Below are 15316 nucleotides of genomic sequence, written 5' to 3' on the forward strand. Positions count from 1 at the left end.
TCCGGCTCAGTGCCTGATCACGTAGTCCTTGCGAGTCGTTTCAACCACTTCCCAGCTTCCCCTGAAGCCCGGCCTGAGGATCAGCCTGTCGCCTGCCAGCAGATGGATCGGTTCGCCGCCCTCTTCCGTGACGATCGAATAGCCGTCGAGAATGTGGAAATACTCCCACTCGTCGTAGACGATGCGCCACTTGCCAGGCGTTGATTCCCAGACGCCGGCATAAACCCCGCCATCCGCTTCCTCGAAGTTCCAGGTGCGGAATTTCGGCTCACCGGAGATCAGCCGGTCGGGCGCCGGAGCGCCCTCCTCCGGCTCGATGGCGGATATGTCGAACGGCAGCACAAGGGTCATGCGGGTCAGATCCTCTCGAGCGACTGCTGGAGGTCGGCGATGATGTCGGCAACATCCTCTATCCCGACGGACAGGCGCACGACATCCGGCCCGGCGCCGGCAGATACCTGCTGGTCGGAGGTCAGTTGGCGATGCGTGGTGGAGGCCGGGTGGATGACCAGCGAGCGTGTATCGCCGATGTTGGCAAGGTGCGAGAACAGTTTCAGCCCCTCGACAAAGCCCTTGCCGGCCTCGTAGCCGCCCTTCAGGCCGATGGTGAAGACGGAGCCCGCGCCGTTTGGCGAATACTGCTGCTGCAGCGCATGGTTGGGATCCTCCTCAAGCCCGGCATAGTTGACCCAGGCGATCTTGTCGTGACCCTTCAGCCAGCGCGCGACGGCTGCCGCATTGTCGCTGTGCTTCTGCATGCGCAACGGCAGGGTCTCAATGCCGGTCAGGATCATGAAGGCGTTGAACGGCGATATCGCCGGGCCGAGATCGCGCAGGCCAAGCACGCGGGCGGCAATGGCGAAAGCGAAATTGCCAAACGTCTGATGGAGGACGAGACCGGCATATTCCGGACGCGGCTCCGACAGCATCGGATAGCGCCCGGACGCCGACCAGTCGAACGTGCCGCCGTCGACGAGGACACCGCCCATCGAGTTGCCGTGACCGCCGAGAAATTTCGTCAGCGAATGGATGACGATGTCGGCGCCGTGCTCCAGCGGCCGCACCAGATAGGGGCTGGCCATCGTGTTGTCGACGATCAGCGGCAGGCCGCGGCGGTGGGCCACGTCGGCGACTGCCTGGATGTCGACGAAGGTGCCGCCTGGATTGGCGAGGCTCTCGATGAATATCGCCTGGGTGTTGTCGTCGATCTGCGCGTCGAAGCCGGCCGGATCGGCGGCATCCGCCCAGCGAACCTGCCAGCCGAAATTCTGGAAGGCGTGGCCGAACTGGTTGATCGAGCCGCCGTAGAGGCCGCGGGCCGCGACGAAATTACGACCCGGCGTCATGATCGTGTGGAACGCGAGCATCTGGGCCGCATGGCCGGACGCGACCGCCAGCGCCGCGGTGCCACCTTCAAGCGCCGCGACCCGCTCTTCCAGCACCGCCTGGGTGGGGTTCATGATGCGCGTATAGATATTGCCGAACTGCTGCAGGCCGAACAGGGCCGCTGCGTGATCGGCATCGTTGAAGACGAAGGACGTCGTCTGGTAGATCGGTGTCGCCCGCGCGCCGGTCGTCGGATCCGGTGCGGCGCCCGCGTGAACGGCAAGCGTCGAAAATCCCGGGTTCTGGGTTGCCATGTCGTCTCCTCCCATCAATGTCTGCTACTCGGGCTCGTCGGCTTCCGTCGGAAGATCGGCACCGCCCCATAACTGCGAGGCCAGCAAAGGCCGTCCGTCGATTGCGATCAAGGAATATCATTCCGCGCAGCCAGCCGCCGGTGAAAATTGAACCGCTATCATCCTGATCAGATGCTGCCGGCATGTCAGCTGCCAATGACCTCCATGAACCGGATGCGGTTGTTGAACGGATCGGTCACCGTCACTTCCAGCCGGCCGTCGACCTCTTCCAGCCCCGGTCGCATGTAGCGGTAGTTCCGGGCGGTCAGTTCCGCATGCAGGGCGCGGATGCCCTTCATGTAGACAACGGTCGTGCCGCCGGGCGTCGCATCACCGGCATGTTCGGAGAGATGCAGTTGCAGGCCGGCGCGCGACACCTGAGTGTAAAGCGGGAAGTCACTGCCGAAGCGATGCTCCCAATCAATGCTGAAGCCGAGAAAGCCGAGGTAGAATTCGTGGGCCTTGGCGACATCGAAGATGCGCACGATCGGCACGGTGCGTTCGAAGGCTATCGAACCTTGCGTCATGCCGTCGCCGATCCTGGCGCTGAGGATGTTCCAGCTGGCCAGCCCGAACTGACGGGCGACGATCTCCAAAGCTTGCGAATGGGTGATGGGGGCGTCGTGGGCGGCAAGTGCCTCCCGCAGGGCTTTCGCCATGGATTTTGCGTCGCGGTAATCGCGCATGTCCGTTCCTTCGTCAGACGGCGAAGTTCTGTTGGTGCCCGCATTGCCAACACCCTCGCCTGACGGGAAACGTTCAGGATCCGGCGCATGGAGGCGTTCACCAGGCTTGAAGACAAGCGCGAGCGGCCGGCCGCCTCCAGCCGTGCCGCAAGACTAGCGCAGGACCCCGCCCGGCGCCAGCGAGAACGGCTGTGGACAGACGGGTCAGCTGCGCAGTTCGATCGCCGGGCAGCGATCCATCACCACCTTGATGCCGGCCGCCTCGGCCTTGGCGGCGGCCTTGTCGTCGCGCACTGACAGCTGGCCCCAGATGACCTTCGGCGGCGTCTCCAGTGCCAGCGCCTCGTCCACCACACCGTCCAGAAATTCGGCGGCCCGGAACACGTCGACCATGTCCACCGGCTGCGGTACGTCGGCGAGCCGCGCATAGACAGTCTGGCCGAGGATCTGCTTGCCCGCCTGCCCGGGATTGACCGGAAACACCTGGTAGCCCTTCGACAGCAGGAAGCCCATCACGCCGTGGCTCGGCCGCGCCGGGTTGGGCGACGCCCCGAGCAGGGCGATCGTCCGCGTATCCTCAAGGATGCCGTCGATGTACTGACGTTCGTAGCGATCGTGATTCATGGCTATAGGCCTCCGGTGATCCACTGTCCTCGGCTATATGGAAACAGCCCGGCGTCAGAACCAGCCGGATACCCGGTAATTTGTGTGGCCTCATAGTACCACATTGCTAACGCCCTGTTTTACATGGGTTTATTTTCCGACGCGGAAAATCGCTTGTCTTGACCGTTTTCGGCGCACCGCCTATAAGCCGCGCAGGTCAAGACTTGGCGTGGATCAATCCCGCCGCTGTTGGCCTGTCATACCAAGCAACAAGAAACGCCCGCGGTCGAGGCCTGCCTCGCTCCCGGGATCATGAAGAAGAGAGCAACTCAATGTCTACCTTCGTACAGAAGCCCGCTGAGGTGGAGAAGAAGTGGGTACTGATCGACGCCGAAGGTCTCGTCGTCGGCCGTCTCGCCACCGTCATCGCCAACCGTCTGCGCGGCAAGCATAAGGCGACCTACACGCCGCACGTCGACGACGGCGACAACGTCATCGTCATCAACGCCGACAAGATCGTCTTCACCGGCAACAAGTACAACGACAAGAAGTACTACTGGCACACCGGTTACCCGGGCGGCATCAAGGAGCGCACTGCACGCGCCATCATCGAAGGCCGTTTCCCGGAACGCGTCGTCGAGAAGGCAGTCGAGCGCATGATCCCGCGCGGCCCGCTCGGCCGTCGCCAGATGAAGAACCTGCGCGTCTATGCCGGCTCGAACCATCCCCATGAAGCACAGCAGCCCGTCAGCCTCGACGTCGCCAAGCTCAACACCAAGAACGTAAGGAGCGCCTGATCATGGCTGACCTCTCTTCCCTGAAGGATCTCGGCACGACCGCTCAGGCCGCTCCGTCGCGCGAACGCAAGGTCGACACGCTGGGCCGCTCCTACGCGACCGGTAAGCGCAAGAACGCCGTCGCCCGCGTCTGGGTCAAGGCTGGCTCGGGCAAGATCATCATCAACGGCAAGGACTTCACGGCATACTTCGCCCGTCCTGTCCTGCAGATGATCCTGCAGCAGCCGGTTGTCGCCGCTGCCCGCACCGGTCAGTTCGACGTCATCGCCACGGTTGCCGGCGGCGGTCTTTCCGGCCAGGCCGGTGCCGTTCGTCACGGCATCTCGAAGGCCCTCACCTACTTCGAACCGAGCCTGCGCGCGGTTCTGAAGAAGGGTGGCTTCCTGACCCGCGACAGCCGCGTCGTCGAGCGTAAGAAGTACGGTAAGGCCAAGGCCCGCCGTTCGTTCCAGTTCTCCAAGCGTTAATCGCGGAGACCGGATACGGTCATTGGAAAGGCGGGGCTTCGGCTCCGCCTTTTTCGTTGTTGCAGACCGATTGAAATATTCCACGCAGGGCATATCATCCGGGGATGAGCTATGTCGTCGAGTACACGAACGAATTCGAGGCATGGTGGCAGACTCTTAAGCCGAGTGACCACATCAGCATCGACGCGCATGTGCGACAGCTGGAAGCGCGCGGTCCCAACCTGCCCTTTCCGTACTCAAGCGGCTTGAGGGGCTCGCGACATGCGCACATGCGGGAACTGCGCGTCCAGAGCAGCGGCAAGCCTCTCAGGATATTCTACGCCTTCGATCCCCGGCGCATGGCCATTCTCTTGATTGGCGGCGACAAGACGGGAAATAAGCGCTTCTATGAGACGATGATACCGATATCCGACGAGCTCTACGATGAGCATCTGGCGGAACTGGCAAAGGAGGATGGTCATGAGCGGTAGAAACAGTTTCAGCGACTTGCGAAGCCAGATGCCGAAGGTCGACCGCGCACAGGCCGAGGAAGAGGCTCTGCGCCTTGGCGAAGAGATGCATCTGGCGGACGTGCGGCGGGCACTGAAGCTGTCGCAGGAAGACATCGCCCAGACGTTGCAGATCGGCCAGAGCTCCGTGGCCAAGCTGGAGAAGCGAGCCGACATGTATGTCGGAACGCTTCGGCGGTTCATCGAGGCGATGGGCGGCGAATTGGAGATAACGGCCCGCTTTCAGGGGCGCTCCATCAAGATCCGCAAATTTTCCGACCTTTCCGAGACGAAATAGAGCACCGATGCCATCCAAATCCATCGACCACGCATTTACCGCCAGCGCCTATCGTGGTGCTGCCTCTGATCCGACCTATGCTGGCGCGCTGTCCTTCATGCGCCGGCGGTTTACCAAGGACTTGCAGGGCGTCGATGCGGTGGTGCTCGGCATCCCCTTCGATGCCGCGACCTCCAACCGCCCCGGCGCCCGGTTCGGGCCGCAGGCGATCCGCCGCGCCTCGGCGATCTTCGACAATGATCCGCAGTATCCGTTTTCGCGCGACCTGTTCGAAGAGATGGCGGTGACCGACTACGGTGACGTGCTGCTCGACTACGGCAACCATCAGGAGACGCCGGCGCGGATCGAGGCACAGGCGGCTCAAATTCTCGCATCCGGCGCCTATCTGCTGGGGCTCGGCGGCGATCACTTCGTCACCTGGCCGCTGCTCAAGGCACATGCGGAGCGGCATGGCCCGCTGGCGCTTGTGCATTTCGACGCGCACCAGGACACCTGGGACGATGACGGCCAGCGCATCGATCACGGCTCGTTCGTTGCCCGGGCGGTGCGCGAAGGCGTGATCGATGCCAGCCGCTCGATCCAGATCGGCATCCGCACGCAGGCACCGGAGGATTTCGGCATCCGCATCCTGCACGGTCATGACGTCGAGGACATGAGCGCATCCGCCATCGCCGAGACGATCCTCACCCATGTCGGCGATCGACCCTCTTACCTCACCTTCGACATCGACTGCCTCGATCCGGCCTTCGCGCCGGGCACCGGCACGCCGGTCGCCGGCGGACCGTCCTCGGCAAAGATCCTTTCGGTACTGCGCAAGCTCGGCAGCCTCGACATCCGTGGTTCCGACGTCGTGGAGGTGGCGCCTGCCTACGACCATGCCGATATCACCGCCATTGCCGGTGCGACAGTCGCCATGTATATGCTGGGCCTCCGGGCGGAGCGGCTTTCCCGCAGCGCTTGAGAAACAGAATCAACTGGCGGAGAGACTGATTCCGCCGAACCTGCCAACCTCCTGTTATTGTGGACGAAGACATGAGCGCGAAAATCTTCATCGATGGCGAACACGGAACCACGGGCCTGCAGATCCGCACCCGCATGGCCGGCCGCCGCGACGTCGAGCTCCTGTCGATCCCGGAGGCCGAGCGGCGCAATCCGGCCCTGCGCGAGGACCTGCTCAACAGCGCCGACGTGGCGATCCTCTGCCTTCCCGACGATGCGTCGCGGGAAGCTGTGTCCATGCTGTCGGGCAACAACCGCGTTCGCATCATCGATACCTCGACCGCCTACCGGATCGCGCCCGACTGGGCCTATGGCTTCGCCGAAATGGACCGGCAGCAGGCGGACAAGATCCGCGACGCTCGCTACGTCGCCAATCCCGGCTGCTATCCGACAGGCGCCATCGGCCTCATCCGGCCGCTCAGGGCCGCCGGCATCCTGCCTGACGGCTATCCGGTCTCGGTCAATGCGGTCTCCGGCTATACGGGCGGCGGTAAGCAGATGATCGCCCAGATGGAAGACCCGTCGCGGGACGACGCGATTTCCGCCAACAATTTCCTCTACGGCCTGCCGCTCAAGCACAAGCACGCGCCGGAGATGAAGATCCACGGCCTTCTCGACCGGGCGCCGCTGTTTTCGCCGTCGGTCGGCCGCTTCCCGCAGGGGATGATCGTCCAGGTGCCGCTGTTCGTCGAGGATCTCGCGCCCGGCACGACGCTGGAGAGCATCCATGCGGCGCTTGCGGCGCATTATGCCGGGCAGGACATCGTCACCGTCGTGCCGCTTGAAGAAAGTGCCAAACTCGGCCGCATCGACGCCGAGGAGCTGGCCGGGCAGGATTCGATGAAGCTCTTCGTGTTCGGCACGCCGGGCGGCGCGCATGTGAACCTCGTCGCCGTCCTCGACAATCTCGGCAAGGGCGCCTCCGGTGCGGCTGTGCAGAACATGGACCTGATGCTGTCGGACTGAAACCCATCGCAACGGAGTGCGGCAATGCTGGATCATCTGGGACTATCGGTGGCCGATTTCGGCCGCTCCCGCCTGTTCTACGATGCCGTCATGCCGGCACTCGGCGCCTCAATCGTCCTGGCGGTGACGGCGGCGGAAACTGGCGGAACCTATGAGGGCGTCGGATACGGCCGCGACGGCAAGGCCTCCTTCTGGATCGGCAACGGCGCGCGCAGCAAGGGCAGCATGCACGTCGCCTTCAGCGCGCCCGATCGGGCAGCGGTCGATGCCTTCTACGCAGCGGCCATGGAGCATGGTGCGACGGATAACGGCCCGCCCGGTCTGCGCCCTGAGTATCACCCGAACTATTATGCCGCCTTCGTTCTCGATCCCGACGGGCACAATATCGAGGCGGTCTGCCACCTGCCGGCCTAGCTGTGCGGGCGGATGATGGTGGCGAATGTCGACCCCTTCCTTCTACGACGCTGGCGGCTTTCCGACCCGGTGCTGATCGCCGATACGCACAGCAGCCATGTCTGGCGTGCGCGCACGAACAGGGGCGAAACCGTCATCCTCAAGCGGCTCAAGCCGGAAGGCTTGGCCGAGCGCTCCGGCTTTGAATTCCTGCGCTGGCGCGACGGACAGGGAACGGTCCGGCTGCTGGAGGCGACGAATGACTGTGCCTTGCTGGAAGATGCCGGCGCACTGACGCTGGCGCGCGTTTTCGGTGCGGCTCGGGACATTGAAGCGACGAGCGTCATCCTCAGCCTGCTGCCGGAGCTGCACAGCGCGATGTCTCGCCCCGCGCCGCGCGGCATGATGCCGTTTGCCAACCACGCCAAGGCGCTCTTCGCGCTGGAGGAGCGCGGTGGAGAACATCGCGAGATCTGTCGCTGGGCGGCGGACGACGCCCGCAGCCTTCTGGCGCAGACGCGCGACGTGCGGCCGCTGCACGGCGACCTCCACCACGACAACATCCTCTTCAACGGCAAGGATCGCTGGCGGGCAATCGATCCGCACGGCCTGATCGGCGACCCCGTCTACGACGTGGCGAACGTCTTCGGCAATCCGCTTGGCGCCGGGGCGCTTATCGTCTCACCGGAGCGGATCCGCCGCCTCGCCCGCGACTTCGGCATTCATTTCGGCTGCCCGCCCGGCAAGGTTCTGCGGTTTGCCGCCGTGCATGCGATGCTGTCGGTCGCATGGTCGCTCGAGCGAGCGGACGCGGAAGGCGCACAGCAGAACATCAAGGAGCGACTGGCTTTTGCCGGGCTTGTGCGGAGGATGCTGAGCGACGGCCTCTAATGCCCGCCGATCGTCAGCTGCGCATTGCCGAATCGCGCGGAAACTCGCCGTAGAAGCCGCGCCAGTGGGCGATGGCATAGCCGAGCACCAGAAGCCCGCCCAGTTGATGCAGCAGCCCCGCCTCTATCGGCACGTGCAGGAGAAGCGTCGCAATGCCGATTGCCGCCTGCAGACAGACGAGGCCGAACAGCAGCATGGCGCCCCGGGCATGGCCGGTGCCGGGGGTCAGGCGCAGCGACTGAAGCATGTGCACGAAGGTCAAGATCAGCAGCAGGTAGGCGCCGCAGCGGTGGACGAACTGTACGGTCTTGGGGTTCTCGAAGAGGTTGATCCACCAGGGCTGCTGGATGAACAGGTCGCCGGGGACCAGCGCGCCATCCATCAGCGGCCAGGTGTTGTAGGTGAAGCCGGCATCGAGGCCTGCGACCAGCGCGCCCAGATAGATCTGAAACAGCGCCAGAAACGCCAGGGCACCGGCTGCGAGATGCGAGTGGCGGGTCGGCGGCCGGTCGACCGTCTGTGGCGTCAGCCCACGCATGATCCAGACGCAGGCGGCGTAGATCAGGCAGGCAATGGTGAGATGCGTCGCCAGCCGGTACTGCGAGACGTCGGTGCGCACCGCAAGGCCGGAGGACACCATCCACCAGCCGACAAAGCCCTGCAGGCCGCCGAGCGCCAGGAGCCCGACGAGCGGCATGCGCAGACGGCGCTCGACGCGGCCGGTGAGCCAGAAGAACACCAGCGGCAGGCCGAAGACGAGACCGATCGCCCGGGCCAGCAGCCGGTGCGCCCACTCCCACCAGAAGATCGACTTGAACTCGTCGAGCGTCATGCCGTGGTTCAGCTGCTGATACTGCGGGATGCGCTGGTAGAGCTGGAATTCCTCTTCCCATTCGGCGACCGAAAGCGGCGGTATGGCGCCATGGATCGGCTTCCACTCGGTAATCGACAGGCCGGAATTGGTGAGCCGCGTGGCGCCGCCGACAACGACCAGGCAGACCAGCGTCAGGATGACGAGCTGCAGCCAGCGGCGCAGAGCGAGGCGATTTCGCTCCAGCCGGCGGCTCTCCTCACTGCTCGTATCCCGGATGATTGCGTCCGAGGTGACCATGACCGTCTCCTGACATCTGTCGACAATGTCGTCTCGGCGTTGATTTGCCCCATGGGCCCGTGCAAAACAAGTCCTGCAGGTTTGCGGCATGCCGTCGCGGCAAGGTCTTTGAGAGTGGACCGGCCTGCAAGAGGAAGCCCATGCCACTGCGCCTGAAGAAGTTCATCGGAACGATCCTGCTGATCATCCTTGTCCTCAGCTACGCGCTGATCGCCACCAGCATCGCCTCGCTGACGCTCGGCACCTCGCCCTGGTATGTGCATCTTGCCTATTTTGCTTTGAGCGGGCTGTTGTGGATCCTGCCGGCAATGCTGATCATCCGCTGGATGGCGGGGCCGCGGCCGCGCTGATTCACCGGCGCTTAACCACACCCGTCGATCGGACGCTCACTGTCTTTGCGCCATAACCGGTTGTTGCGATTCCTGCCTTAGCCTTCTGCCCGGCACCAAGGAGTACCGCGTGCAGACAATCCGCTCGGCGATCGATGAATGCCCTGCCCCAACCGACCCGAGCGCGGAGCCGGGAGAGACTGCGGCCGAATCGACGGCAATCCTGTGCCGCCTCGTCGACATGGCCTCCCTTGAACATGAGTGGCGGCGACTGGAACGGCTGCCGCTCAATTCGCTGCATCAGGGCTACGACTGGTGCCGAAGCTGGTCGATAGCGCATGGTCGAACACCGCTGGTCATCGAGGGGCGTGCCGGCGATCGGACGCTCTTCCTGCTGCCGCTTGAGATCGCCAGGCGCAACGGGATCCGGGTCGCGGCGTTCCCCGGCGGCCGTCACAACAATCTCAACACCGGGCTGTGTGCCGAGGATTTTCGACCGGCGCCCGCCCGGCAGATGGATATCCGCCGACAGATCGCCCTGCTGCTGAAGGGCAAGGCCGATCTTGCCGTCCTTGAAGCGGTCCCGCGGCGCTGGCGCGACGGGGATCATCCGCTCGCGGCGCTCTGCATGCGGACCCACCTCAACCCGTCCTTTCAGCTGCCGCTTCATCCGAGCTTCGAGGAAACGCTGAAGCAGCTGAACGCCAAGCGCCGGCGCAAGAAATTCCGCACCCAAAACCGGCGCCTCGAAGAGGCCGGCGGCTATGACCACTGGGTTCCGGAAACATTGGCCGAGCAGCACACGCTCCTCGACCTGTTCTTCCGCCAGAAGCGCGTCCGCTTCGAGGCGCACGGGCTTCCAGACGTCTTCGCCGATCCGGAGATCCGGGCCTTCTTCCACACGCTGATCGACGCCGGGTCAACGGAGCAGGATTATCCGCTTCGGCTGCATGCGATCCGGCTGAGGGAGGGCGGCGACATTGCCGCCATCGCCGGCCTGTCGCGCAAGGGCGATCACATCATCTGCCAGTTCGGGTCGATCGACGGAACGCTTCACCCGGAAGCAAGTCCCGGCGAGTTGCTGTTCTGGCTGATGATCGAGCAGGCTTGTGCGCAAGGTGCGGCGCTCTTCGATTTCGGCGTCGGCGACCAGGGCTACAAGCGCAGCTGGTGTCCGGTGGAAACCGTTCTCTACGACATCTCGATCCCGATCTCGACGGCCGGCCGGATCGCCGCGACGCTGCATGCGGCGATTGGGCGTGCCAAGCTCGGCATCAAGCGCAACCCGCGTCTCTACCGCATCATCCAGCGGCTGAGGGCCGGCTGGAGATCGCCGCTCCCCACCGAGCAGGACTAGAGACGGCAAGCCGACCCGGAGCGGATCGGCTTGGATTACTGTCAGCGTTGAGAACGGGATCAGGCGGCGACGCGGCCGCTGCGGCTGGGACGGCCGGCAAGTTCCGCCGACATGACGAGCGGATTGCGATAGCCGGCCTGCGCATAGTCCTCGAGCAGTTCGCCGATCTCACCTTGGCTTGCTAGCGGCAGCGACAGGATCAGTTCTGCTTTGTCGCCGCGCATCAGGCGTTCGAGGCCCTTGGCATCGGCCTGGCCGCACTCAACGAGCACCACATCATAGGCGCCTGCCAGCGCATCAAGGATCATCGTCAGGCGATCCGCGCCGCGCATCGCCTGCTCAGCGTCGGCCGTGCCCTGCGGAACGATATGCGCATCCGACAACCGGTCCGGGTGAATGGTGTCGCCGAACGGCGTGGTGCCGCAGAGAAGGTCGGTGACGCCCGGAAGGCTGATGCTGTCTGCCATCAGCCGGGTCGGGCAGCCTGAGCCTGTCATGTCGACCAGCACGACGGTGCGGCCGGCTTCCGAGATTTCGCGCGCCAGGAGGACGGTGGCCGTGGAGCCTTCGTCGCCGGTCGGAGACACGGCGACGGCAAGCGGTGACCCGCGCCGCAGAAGGTAGTCGCGCACCGCTTCGAGGCTGAGCGCTGCATGAATGGCAGCCGGCATATCGGAGGGCACATCCGCCCCGGGCGCTGCAGGGGGCGAGGAGGAGGCATCGTTCTTTGCGGCGGCAAGATCGTTCAATGCATGTGCATCAAACTCGCCCTGCTCAGTGTCGTCGGTCCTGTCCTGGGAAAGACGGTAGCGGCCCGGCATCGTGTCTAGCGCCGGCGCTTCGCTGCGATCCTCGTATTCGTAGGTCGGGCGCAGTCCGCGACCGGAAAACAGCGCGGCGACGATGATGCCGATGACGTGCAGGATGAGCGTCGCCAGCGCGACGATGATGGTGATCGGAATGACCTTGGGGAAATAGGCTTCGACAGGCTCGATCGCGGTCGACACGACACGCGCGTCGGCCGGCGTCGAACCCGGGTCGACGCGCGAGGCGGCCTGCCGGTAACGCGACAGGTAGGTTTCCAGCAGCTGCCGCTGGGCGGCGGCTTCGCGCTCCAGCGCCCGCAGGCCGACTTCGTCCTCGCCGGCGCGGGCCGAATCGGCCTTCAGGCCGTTCAGCTGCTGTCCGAGCTGCTGTTCCCGCAGCTTTGCGACATCCGCCTCGCTTTCAAGGCTGGCGAGAATCTTGCGGGTTTCCGATTCGATCTGCTGGCGGATGCCGGCCAGCTGGGCGCGCATGCCCTTCAGCCGCGGATGTCCGTCGAGCAGAGAGATCTGCGTCTGCGAGATCTCCGCCTGCAGGTTGGCCTCGGTTTCCTTCAGCCGCTGGATCATCGCCGAGCCGACGACGTCGCCCAGCGTATCGAAACCGCGGCCGAGTTTTAGCGCCGCGCGGACGTTTTCCGACCGCGCCTCGGCATTCGCTCGTTCGCCGCGGACGCGGGCGAGCTCGGTCGAAATGTCGTTCAGCTGCTGCGCCGAAAAACTGGTGTTCTCGCCGGACTGGAACAGGCCGGCCGTGGTGCGATAGTCGGCAACCTTGCGTTCCGCATCACGCACCTTGTCGCGCAGCGAGGCGATCTCGGGCTCCAGCCAGCGGGTGGTTTCGCTATGCGTGTCGAGCTTGGCGCCGCTCTGCATGGACAGGTACACCTCGGCCATCCTGTTGGGTATGGCGGCGGCAAGCTTGGGATCCTCCGAGGACACCTCGATGGCGATGACGCGCGACCCCTCGACCGGATAGACCTGCAGCTTCTCGCGAAACGCCTTGATGACGCGGTCTTCCGGCGGCAGGTCGAGCGGGTTCTGCTTGAGGCCGAGCATGACCAGCGGATCGGGCAGCAGCGAATGCGCTTCCGGGTCGAATTCCTTAAGGTCGAACAGTTTCAGGTCGCGGGCCACGGTCTTGATGAGATCCGCCGACTGAAGGAGCTGCGCCTGGCTGACGATGTTGTACTGGTCGAGCACCGGCTCGTTGGCGCCCTGGGTTTCCTGCCCGGCAGTGTTTGTCTCGCGCGCCTCGATGAGGATGCGCGTCTCCGACTTGTAGCTCGGGGTCATCAGGCTGGCGCAGACGAAGGCGATGGCCGCAGCGATGGCGGTCGACGCGAGGATCGCGTTGCGGCGGTCCTTTACGGCGCCGAACAACTGGCCGATATCAATATCCGCATCCTGATTTCCGGTGACGCCTGGCATCGCGCGCTCCACGTGTAATTCACGAAGACCGTAAACGAACAGAGTAAGCGGGACGTTAACGCCCTCCCCGCCGGCATTTCCGATGCTGAGCCCCACATATGGCACAGTCAGGCCAAGGCTCTTTACCGGCCATTAACCCTAATGGATCGATAACGGATGAAGTTGGTTTCTTAAGCCGGAGTCCGCGCGAATGAAGTTCGCACGCCGTAAATCATCCATCGCACTGGCCCTCGCCGTTTCGGCGCTTGGGGTCCTGTCCGGCTGCACCTCCTACAAGCCGGCGCCGAAGGCATTCCATGAGGCGACGATCCAGCCCTACCGGCTGGACAGCGGCGACCGACTGCGCGTTGCAGTCTTCGAGCAGCAGAGCCTGACGAACACCTACACGGTGGACCAGGCGGGCTACATCTCCTTCCCGCTGATTGGCCAGGTGCCGGCCCGCGGCGAGACGCTGGCAAGCCTCGAAGGTGCGATTGCCACCAAGCTTCGCCAGGGCTATCTGCGCGACCCGGACGTGACCATCGAGGTCGATCGCTACCGGCCCGTGTTCGTGATGGGCGAAGTCGGCAGGCCGGGCCAGTATTCCTACGTGCCGGGCATGACGGTGCAGAACGCCGTGGCAATCGCCGGCGGCTTCACGCCGCGCGGCAACCAGCGCGACGTCGACGTCACACGCAAGCTGAACGGACGGTCGCTGACGGGCCGCACCACCATTTCCAGCCCGGTGCTGGCCGGCGACACGATCTACGTCCGCGAGCGGCTTTTCTGACATCCATGGCCGCCGGCGAACCCCTCAGGATCATCCATTGCTTCCGGTCGCCGGTGGGCGGGATCTTTCGCCATGTGCGCGATCTGGTCGAGGAGCATGTGCGCGACGGCCATCAGGTCGGCATCCTCTGCGACAGCTCAACGGGAGGCGCACACGAGGAGAAGCTGTTCGAGGCGATCCTGCCGCATCTCGCACTCGGCCTGATCCGCCTGCCGATCCGCCGCGCCATCAGTCCCTCGGATCTGGCAGCGCTCTACGCAAGCTACAAGCATATCAGAAGTTTGAAGCCGGATGTCCTGCACGGACACGGCGCCAAAGGTGGCGTCGTGGCTCGTCTCATCGGCTCAGCCCTGCGGGTCAACAGGTATTGCGTCGCCCGCCTCTATTCGCCGCATGGCGGAAGCCTGCATTATGATCGCCGCAAGCCGGTCGGCCAGATCGTGCTGCGGCTCGAGCGCTTTCTGGAGCGCTTCACAGATCAGCTGGTGTTCGTCTGCGAGTTCGAGCGGCGGACCTATGAGGAAAAGGTCGGCACTCCCACGGTGCCGGCCGAGATCATCTACAACGGCATCCGCGACCAGGAGTTTTCACCCGTCGCCACGCGGCCGGATGGTGCCGATTTCCTCTACATCGGCATGATGCGCGACCTCAAAGGGCCGGACGTCTTCATCGACGCCTTCGCCCGCACCGAACGAAGCCTTGGCCGGACGCTGTCGGCGGTGATGGTCGGCGACGGACCCGACAAGCCACGCTACCGGCAGACCATCGACGAGCGCGGGCTCGGCCGCCGGATTAGGCTGCTGGACGCGATGCCGGCGCGCGAGGCGTTCGCGCTGGCGCATGTGGTGGTCGTGCCGTCCAGGGCAGAAGCCATGCCCTATATCGTGCTGGAGGCGCTTGCGGCGGAAAAGCCGCTCATCGCCAGCCGCGTCGGCGGCATCCCCGAGGTTCTCGGCACCCACAGCGCGGCGCTGGCCGTGCCCGGCGATGCGAACGATCTTTCCCGGCTGATGCTCGAGGTGCTGAGCGTGCCCGACTGGCAGGCGCAGGTGATGCCCCGCCCGGAGGCGTTCAAGTCGCGCTTCTCGGCTTCCGTGATGGCATCCGCTATGCTCGCACTCTACCAGCGCCGGCTGGATCGCCCGAATTCAAAACTTTATTAGCATCTTTCTGATAGACCTGCCCATTGCGCGGTGGCCGCCGGCCGGCGCATGAGCGCGATTGGGAT

18 protein-coding genes are annotated in these 15316 nt (G+C 64.5%); 12 read left to right on the forward strand and 6 right to left on the reverse strand.

Going from position 1 to position 15316, the window contains the following annotated elements:
* Positions 1-6 precede the first annotated feature (6 nt).
* From AAIH46_RS07490 to AAIH46_RS07505, 4 genes are all read right to left on the reverse strand, one after another.
* Positions 7-351 (reverse strand): cupin domain-containing protein, encoded by a 345-nt coding sequence (locus AAIH46_RS07490; RefSeq protein WP_430305136.1) that lies wholly within the window; start codon positions 349-351, stop codon positions 7-9.
* A gap of 5 nt (positions 352-356) precedes the next feature.
* Entirely contained in the window at positions 357-1640 is a 1284-nt protein-coding gene (locus tag AAIH46_RS07495) for an O-acetylhomoserine aminocarboxypropyltransferase (RefSeq protein ID WP_430305137.1), read from the reverse strand.
* Positions 1641-1825: 185 nt separating this feature from the next.
* On the reverse strand, positions 1826-2365 hold the full coding sequence (locus AAIH46_RS07500; RefSeq protein ID WP_430305138.1) for a glyoxalase superfamily protein: 540 nt from the start codon (positions 2363-2365) through the stop codon (positions 1826-1828).
* A 204-nt stretch (positions 2366-2569) separates the two neighbouring features.
* Positions 2570-2989: a CoA-binding protein gene (locus tag AAIH46_RS07505; protein ID WP_430305140.1), complete on the reverse strand. Its 420-nt coding sequence runs from the start codon at positions 2987-2989 to the stop codon at positions 2570-2572.
* Positions 2990-3300: 311 nt separating this feature from the next.
* Here AAIH46_RS07505 and rplM point away from each other — a divergent pair, with 311 nt between their 5' ends.
* The 8 genes from rplM to AAIH46_RS07545 all read left to right on the forward strand — a co-directional run bounded on the left by rplM (position 3301) and on the right by AAIH46_RS07545 (position 8267).
* Positions 3301-3765: a 50S ribosomal protein L13 gene (gene rplM, locus AAIH46_RS07510; protein ID WP_430305141.1), complete on the forward strand. Its 465-nt coding sequence runs from the start codon at positions 3301-3303 to the stop codon at positions 3763-3765.
* Positions 3766-3767: 2 nt separating this feature from the next.
* Complete coding sequence (gene rpsI / locus AAIH46_RS07515; RefSeq protein WP_430305142.1) at positions 3768-4232, forward strand: 30S ribosomal protein S9; 465 nt, start codon at positions 3768-3770, stop codon at positions 4230-4232.
* Between the two features lie 104 nt (positions 4233-4336).
* On the forward strand, positions 4337-4702 hold the full coding sequence (locus AAIH46_RS07520; RefSeq protein WP_430305143.1) for a type II toxin-antitoxin system RelE/ParE family toxin: 366 nt from the start codon (positions 4337-4339) through the stop codon (positions 4700-4702).
* Positions 4692-5018 (forward strand): XRE family transcriptional regulator, encoded by a 327-nt coding sequence (locus AAIH46_RS07525; RefSeq protein WP_430305144.1) that lies wholly within the window; start codon positions 4692-4694, stop codon positions 5016-5018. The genes AAIH46_RS07520 and AAIH46_RS07525 overlap by 11 nt, the downstream gene beginning before the upstream one ends.
* Positions 5019-5025: 7 nt before the next feature.
* Complete coding sequence (gene speB, locus AAIH46_RS07530) at positions 5026-5979, forward strand: agmatinase (protein ID WP_430305146.1); 954 nt, start codon at positions 5026-5028, stop codon at positions 5977-5979.
* A 71-nt stretch (positions 5980-6050) separates the two neighbouring features.
* Positions 6051-6983, forward strand: coding sequence for an N-acetyl-gamma-glutamyl-phosphate reductase (gene argC, locus AAIH46_RS07535; protein WP_430305148.1), 933 nt, complete (start codon positions 6051-6053; stop codon positions 6981-6983).
* Positions 6984-7007: 24 nt separating this feature from the next.
* Positions 7008-7397 carry a VOC family protein gene (locus AAIH46_RS07540; protein WP_430305149.1) on the forward strand — a complete coding sequence of 130 codons (390 nt, stop codon included), beginning with the start codon at positions 7008-7010 and terminating at the stop codon, positions 7395-7397.
* A gap of 18 nt (positions 7398-7415) precedes the next feature.
* Positions 7416-8267: an aminoglycoside phosphotransferase family protein gene (locus AAIH46_RS07545; RefSeq protein WP_430305151.1), complete on the forward strand. Its 852-nt coding sequence runs from the start codon at positions 7416-7418 to the stop codon at positions 8265-8267.
* 13 nt (positions 8268-8280) lie between these two features.
* Here AAIH46_RS07545 and AAIH46_RS07550 read toward each other — a convergent pair whose 3' ends face one another.
* Positions 8281-9378 (reverse strand): COX15/CtaA family protein, encoded by a 1098-nt coding sequence (locus AAIH46_RS07550; RefSeq protein WP_430305152.1) that lies wholly within the window; start codon positions 9376-9378, stop codon positions 8281-8283.
* Between the two features lie 140 nt (positions 9379-9518).
* On the opposite strand from AAIH46_RS07550, the gene AAIH46_RS07555 reads away from it, so the two are divergent.
* Positions 9519-9728, forward strand: a complete 210-nt coding sequence (locus tag AAIH46_RS07555; protein ID WP_430305153.1) for a DUF2842 domain-containing protein — start codon at positions 9519-9521, stop codon at positions 9726-9728.
* A 109-nt stretch (positions 9729-9837) separates the two neighbouring features.
* On the forward strand, positions 9838-11064 hold the full coding sequence (locus AAIH46_RS07560) for a GNAT family N-acetyltransferase (protein WP_430305154.1): 1227 nt from the start codon (positions 9838-9840) through the stop codon (positions 11062-11064).
* Positions 11065-11123: 59 nt separating this feature from the next.
* Here AAIH46_RS07560 and AAIH46_RS07565 read toward each other — a convergent pair whose 3' ends face one another.
* A complete protein-coding gene (locus AAIH46_RS07565; RefSeq protein WP_430305155.1) occupies positions 11124-13319 on the reverse strand; it encodes a GumC family protein in 2196 nt (731 codons plus the stop codon).
* A 190-nt stretch (positions 13320-13509) separates the two neighbouring features.
* On the opposite strand from AAIH46_RS07565, the gene AAIH46_RS07570 reads away from it, so the two are divergent.
* Together AAIH46_RS07570 and AAIH46_RS07575 are read left to right on the forward strand one after the other, a co-directional pair.
* On the forward strand, positions 13510-14088 hold the full coding sequence (locus AAIH46_RS07570; protein WP_430305157.1) for a polysaccharide biosynthesis/export family protein: 579 nt from the start codon (positions 13510-13512) through the stop codon (positions 14086-14088).
* 5 nt (positions 14089-14093) lie between these two features.
* On the forward strand, positions 14094-15251 hold the full coding sequence (locus AAIH46_RS07575; RefSeq protein WP_430305159.1) for a glycosyltransferase family 4 protein: 1158 nt from the start codon (positions 14094-14096) through the stop codon (positions 15249-15251).
* The last annotated feature ends 65 nt before the right edge of the window (positions 15252-15316 follow it).

It is taken from the genome of Rhizobium sp. 0TCS1.26, assembly GCF_050455525.1.
GTDB lineage: Bacteria > Pseudomonadota > Alphaproteobacteria > Rhizobiales > Rhizobiaceae > Neorhizobium.

What these genes read in the sequence shown, in the direction of transcription:
- rpsI (WP_430305142.1), top strand. Translation starts at nt 3,768, where the DNA reads ATGGCTGACCTCTCTTCCCTGAAGGATCTCGGCACGACCGCTCAGGCC.
- AAIH46_RS07565 (WP_430305155.1), bottom strand. Translation starts at nt 13,319, where the DNA reads ATGCCAGGCGTCACCGGAAATCAGGATGCGGATATTGATATCGGCCAG.
- AAIH46_RS07490 (WP_430305136.1), bottom strand. Translation starts at nt 351, where the DNA reads ATGACCCTTGTGCTGCCGTTCGACATATCCGCCATCGAGCCGGAGGAG.
- AAIH46_RS07520 (WP_430305143.1), top strand. Translation starts at nt 4,337, where the DNA reads ATGAGCTATGTCGTCGAGTACACGAACGAATTCGAGGCATGGTGGCAG.
- speB (WP_430305146.1), top strand. Translation starts at nt 5,026, where the DNA reads ATGCCATCCAAATCCATCGACCACGCATTTACCGCCAGCGCCTATCGT.
- AAIH46_RS07525 (WP_430305144.1), top strand. Translation starts at nt 4,692, where the DNA reads ATGAGCGGTAGAAACAGTTTCAGCGACTTGCGAAGCCAGATGCCGAAG.
- AAIH46_RS07540 (WP_430305149.1), top strand. Translation starts at nt 7,008, where the DNA reads ATGCTGGATCATCTGGGACTATCGGTGGCCGATTTCGGCCGCTCCCGC.
- AAIH46_RS07505 (WP_430305140.1), bottom strand. Translation starts at nt 2,989, where the DNA reads ATGAATCACGATCGCTACGAACGTCAGTACATCGACGGCATCCTTGAG.
- AAIH46_RS07570 (WP_430305157.1), top strand. Translation starts at nt 13,510, where the DNA reads ATGAAGTTCGCACGCCGTAAATCATCCATCGCACTGGCCCTCGCCGTT.
- AAIH46_RS07550 (WP_430305152.1), bottom strand. Translation starts at nt 9,378, where the DNA reads ATGGTCACCTCGGACGCAATCATCCGGGATACGAGCAGTGAGGAGAGC.
- argC (WP_430305148.1), top strand. Translation starts at nt 6,051, where the DNA reads ATGAGCGCGAAAATCTTCATCGATGGCGAACACGGAACCACGGGCCTG.
- AAIH46_RS07500 (WP_430305138.1), bottom strand. Translation starts at nt 2,365, where the DNA reads ATGCGCGATTACCGCGACGCAAAATCCATGGCGAAAGCCCTGCGGGAG.
- AAIH46_RS07575 (WP_430305159.1), top strand. Translation starts at nt 14,094, where the DNA reads ATGGCCGCCGGCGAACCCCTCAGGATCATCCATTGCTTCCGGTCGCCG.
- AAIH46_RS07495 (WP_430305137.1), bottom strand. Translation starts at nt 1,640, where the DNA reads ATGGCAACCCAGAACCCGGGATTTTCGACGCTTGCCGTTCACGCGGGC.
- rplM (WP_430305141.1), top strand. Translation starts at nt 3,301, where the DNA reads ATGTCTACCTTCGTACAGAAGCCCGCTGAGGTGGAGAAGAAGTGGGTA.
- AAIH46_RS07555 (WP_430305153.1), top strand. Translation starts at nt 9,519, where the DNA reads ATGCCACTGCGCCTGAAGAAGTTCATCGGAACGATCCTGCTGATCATC.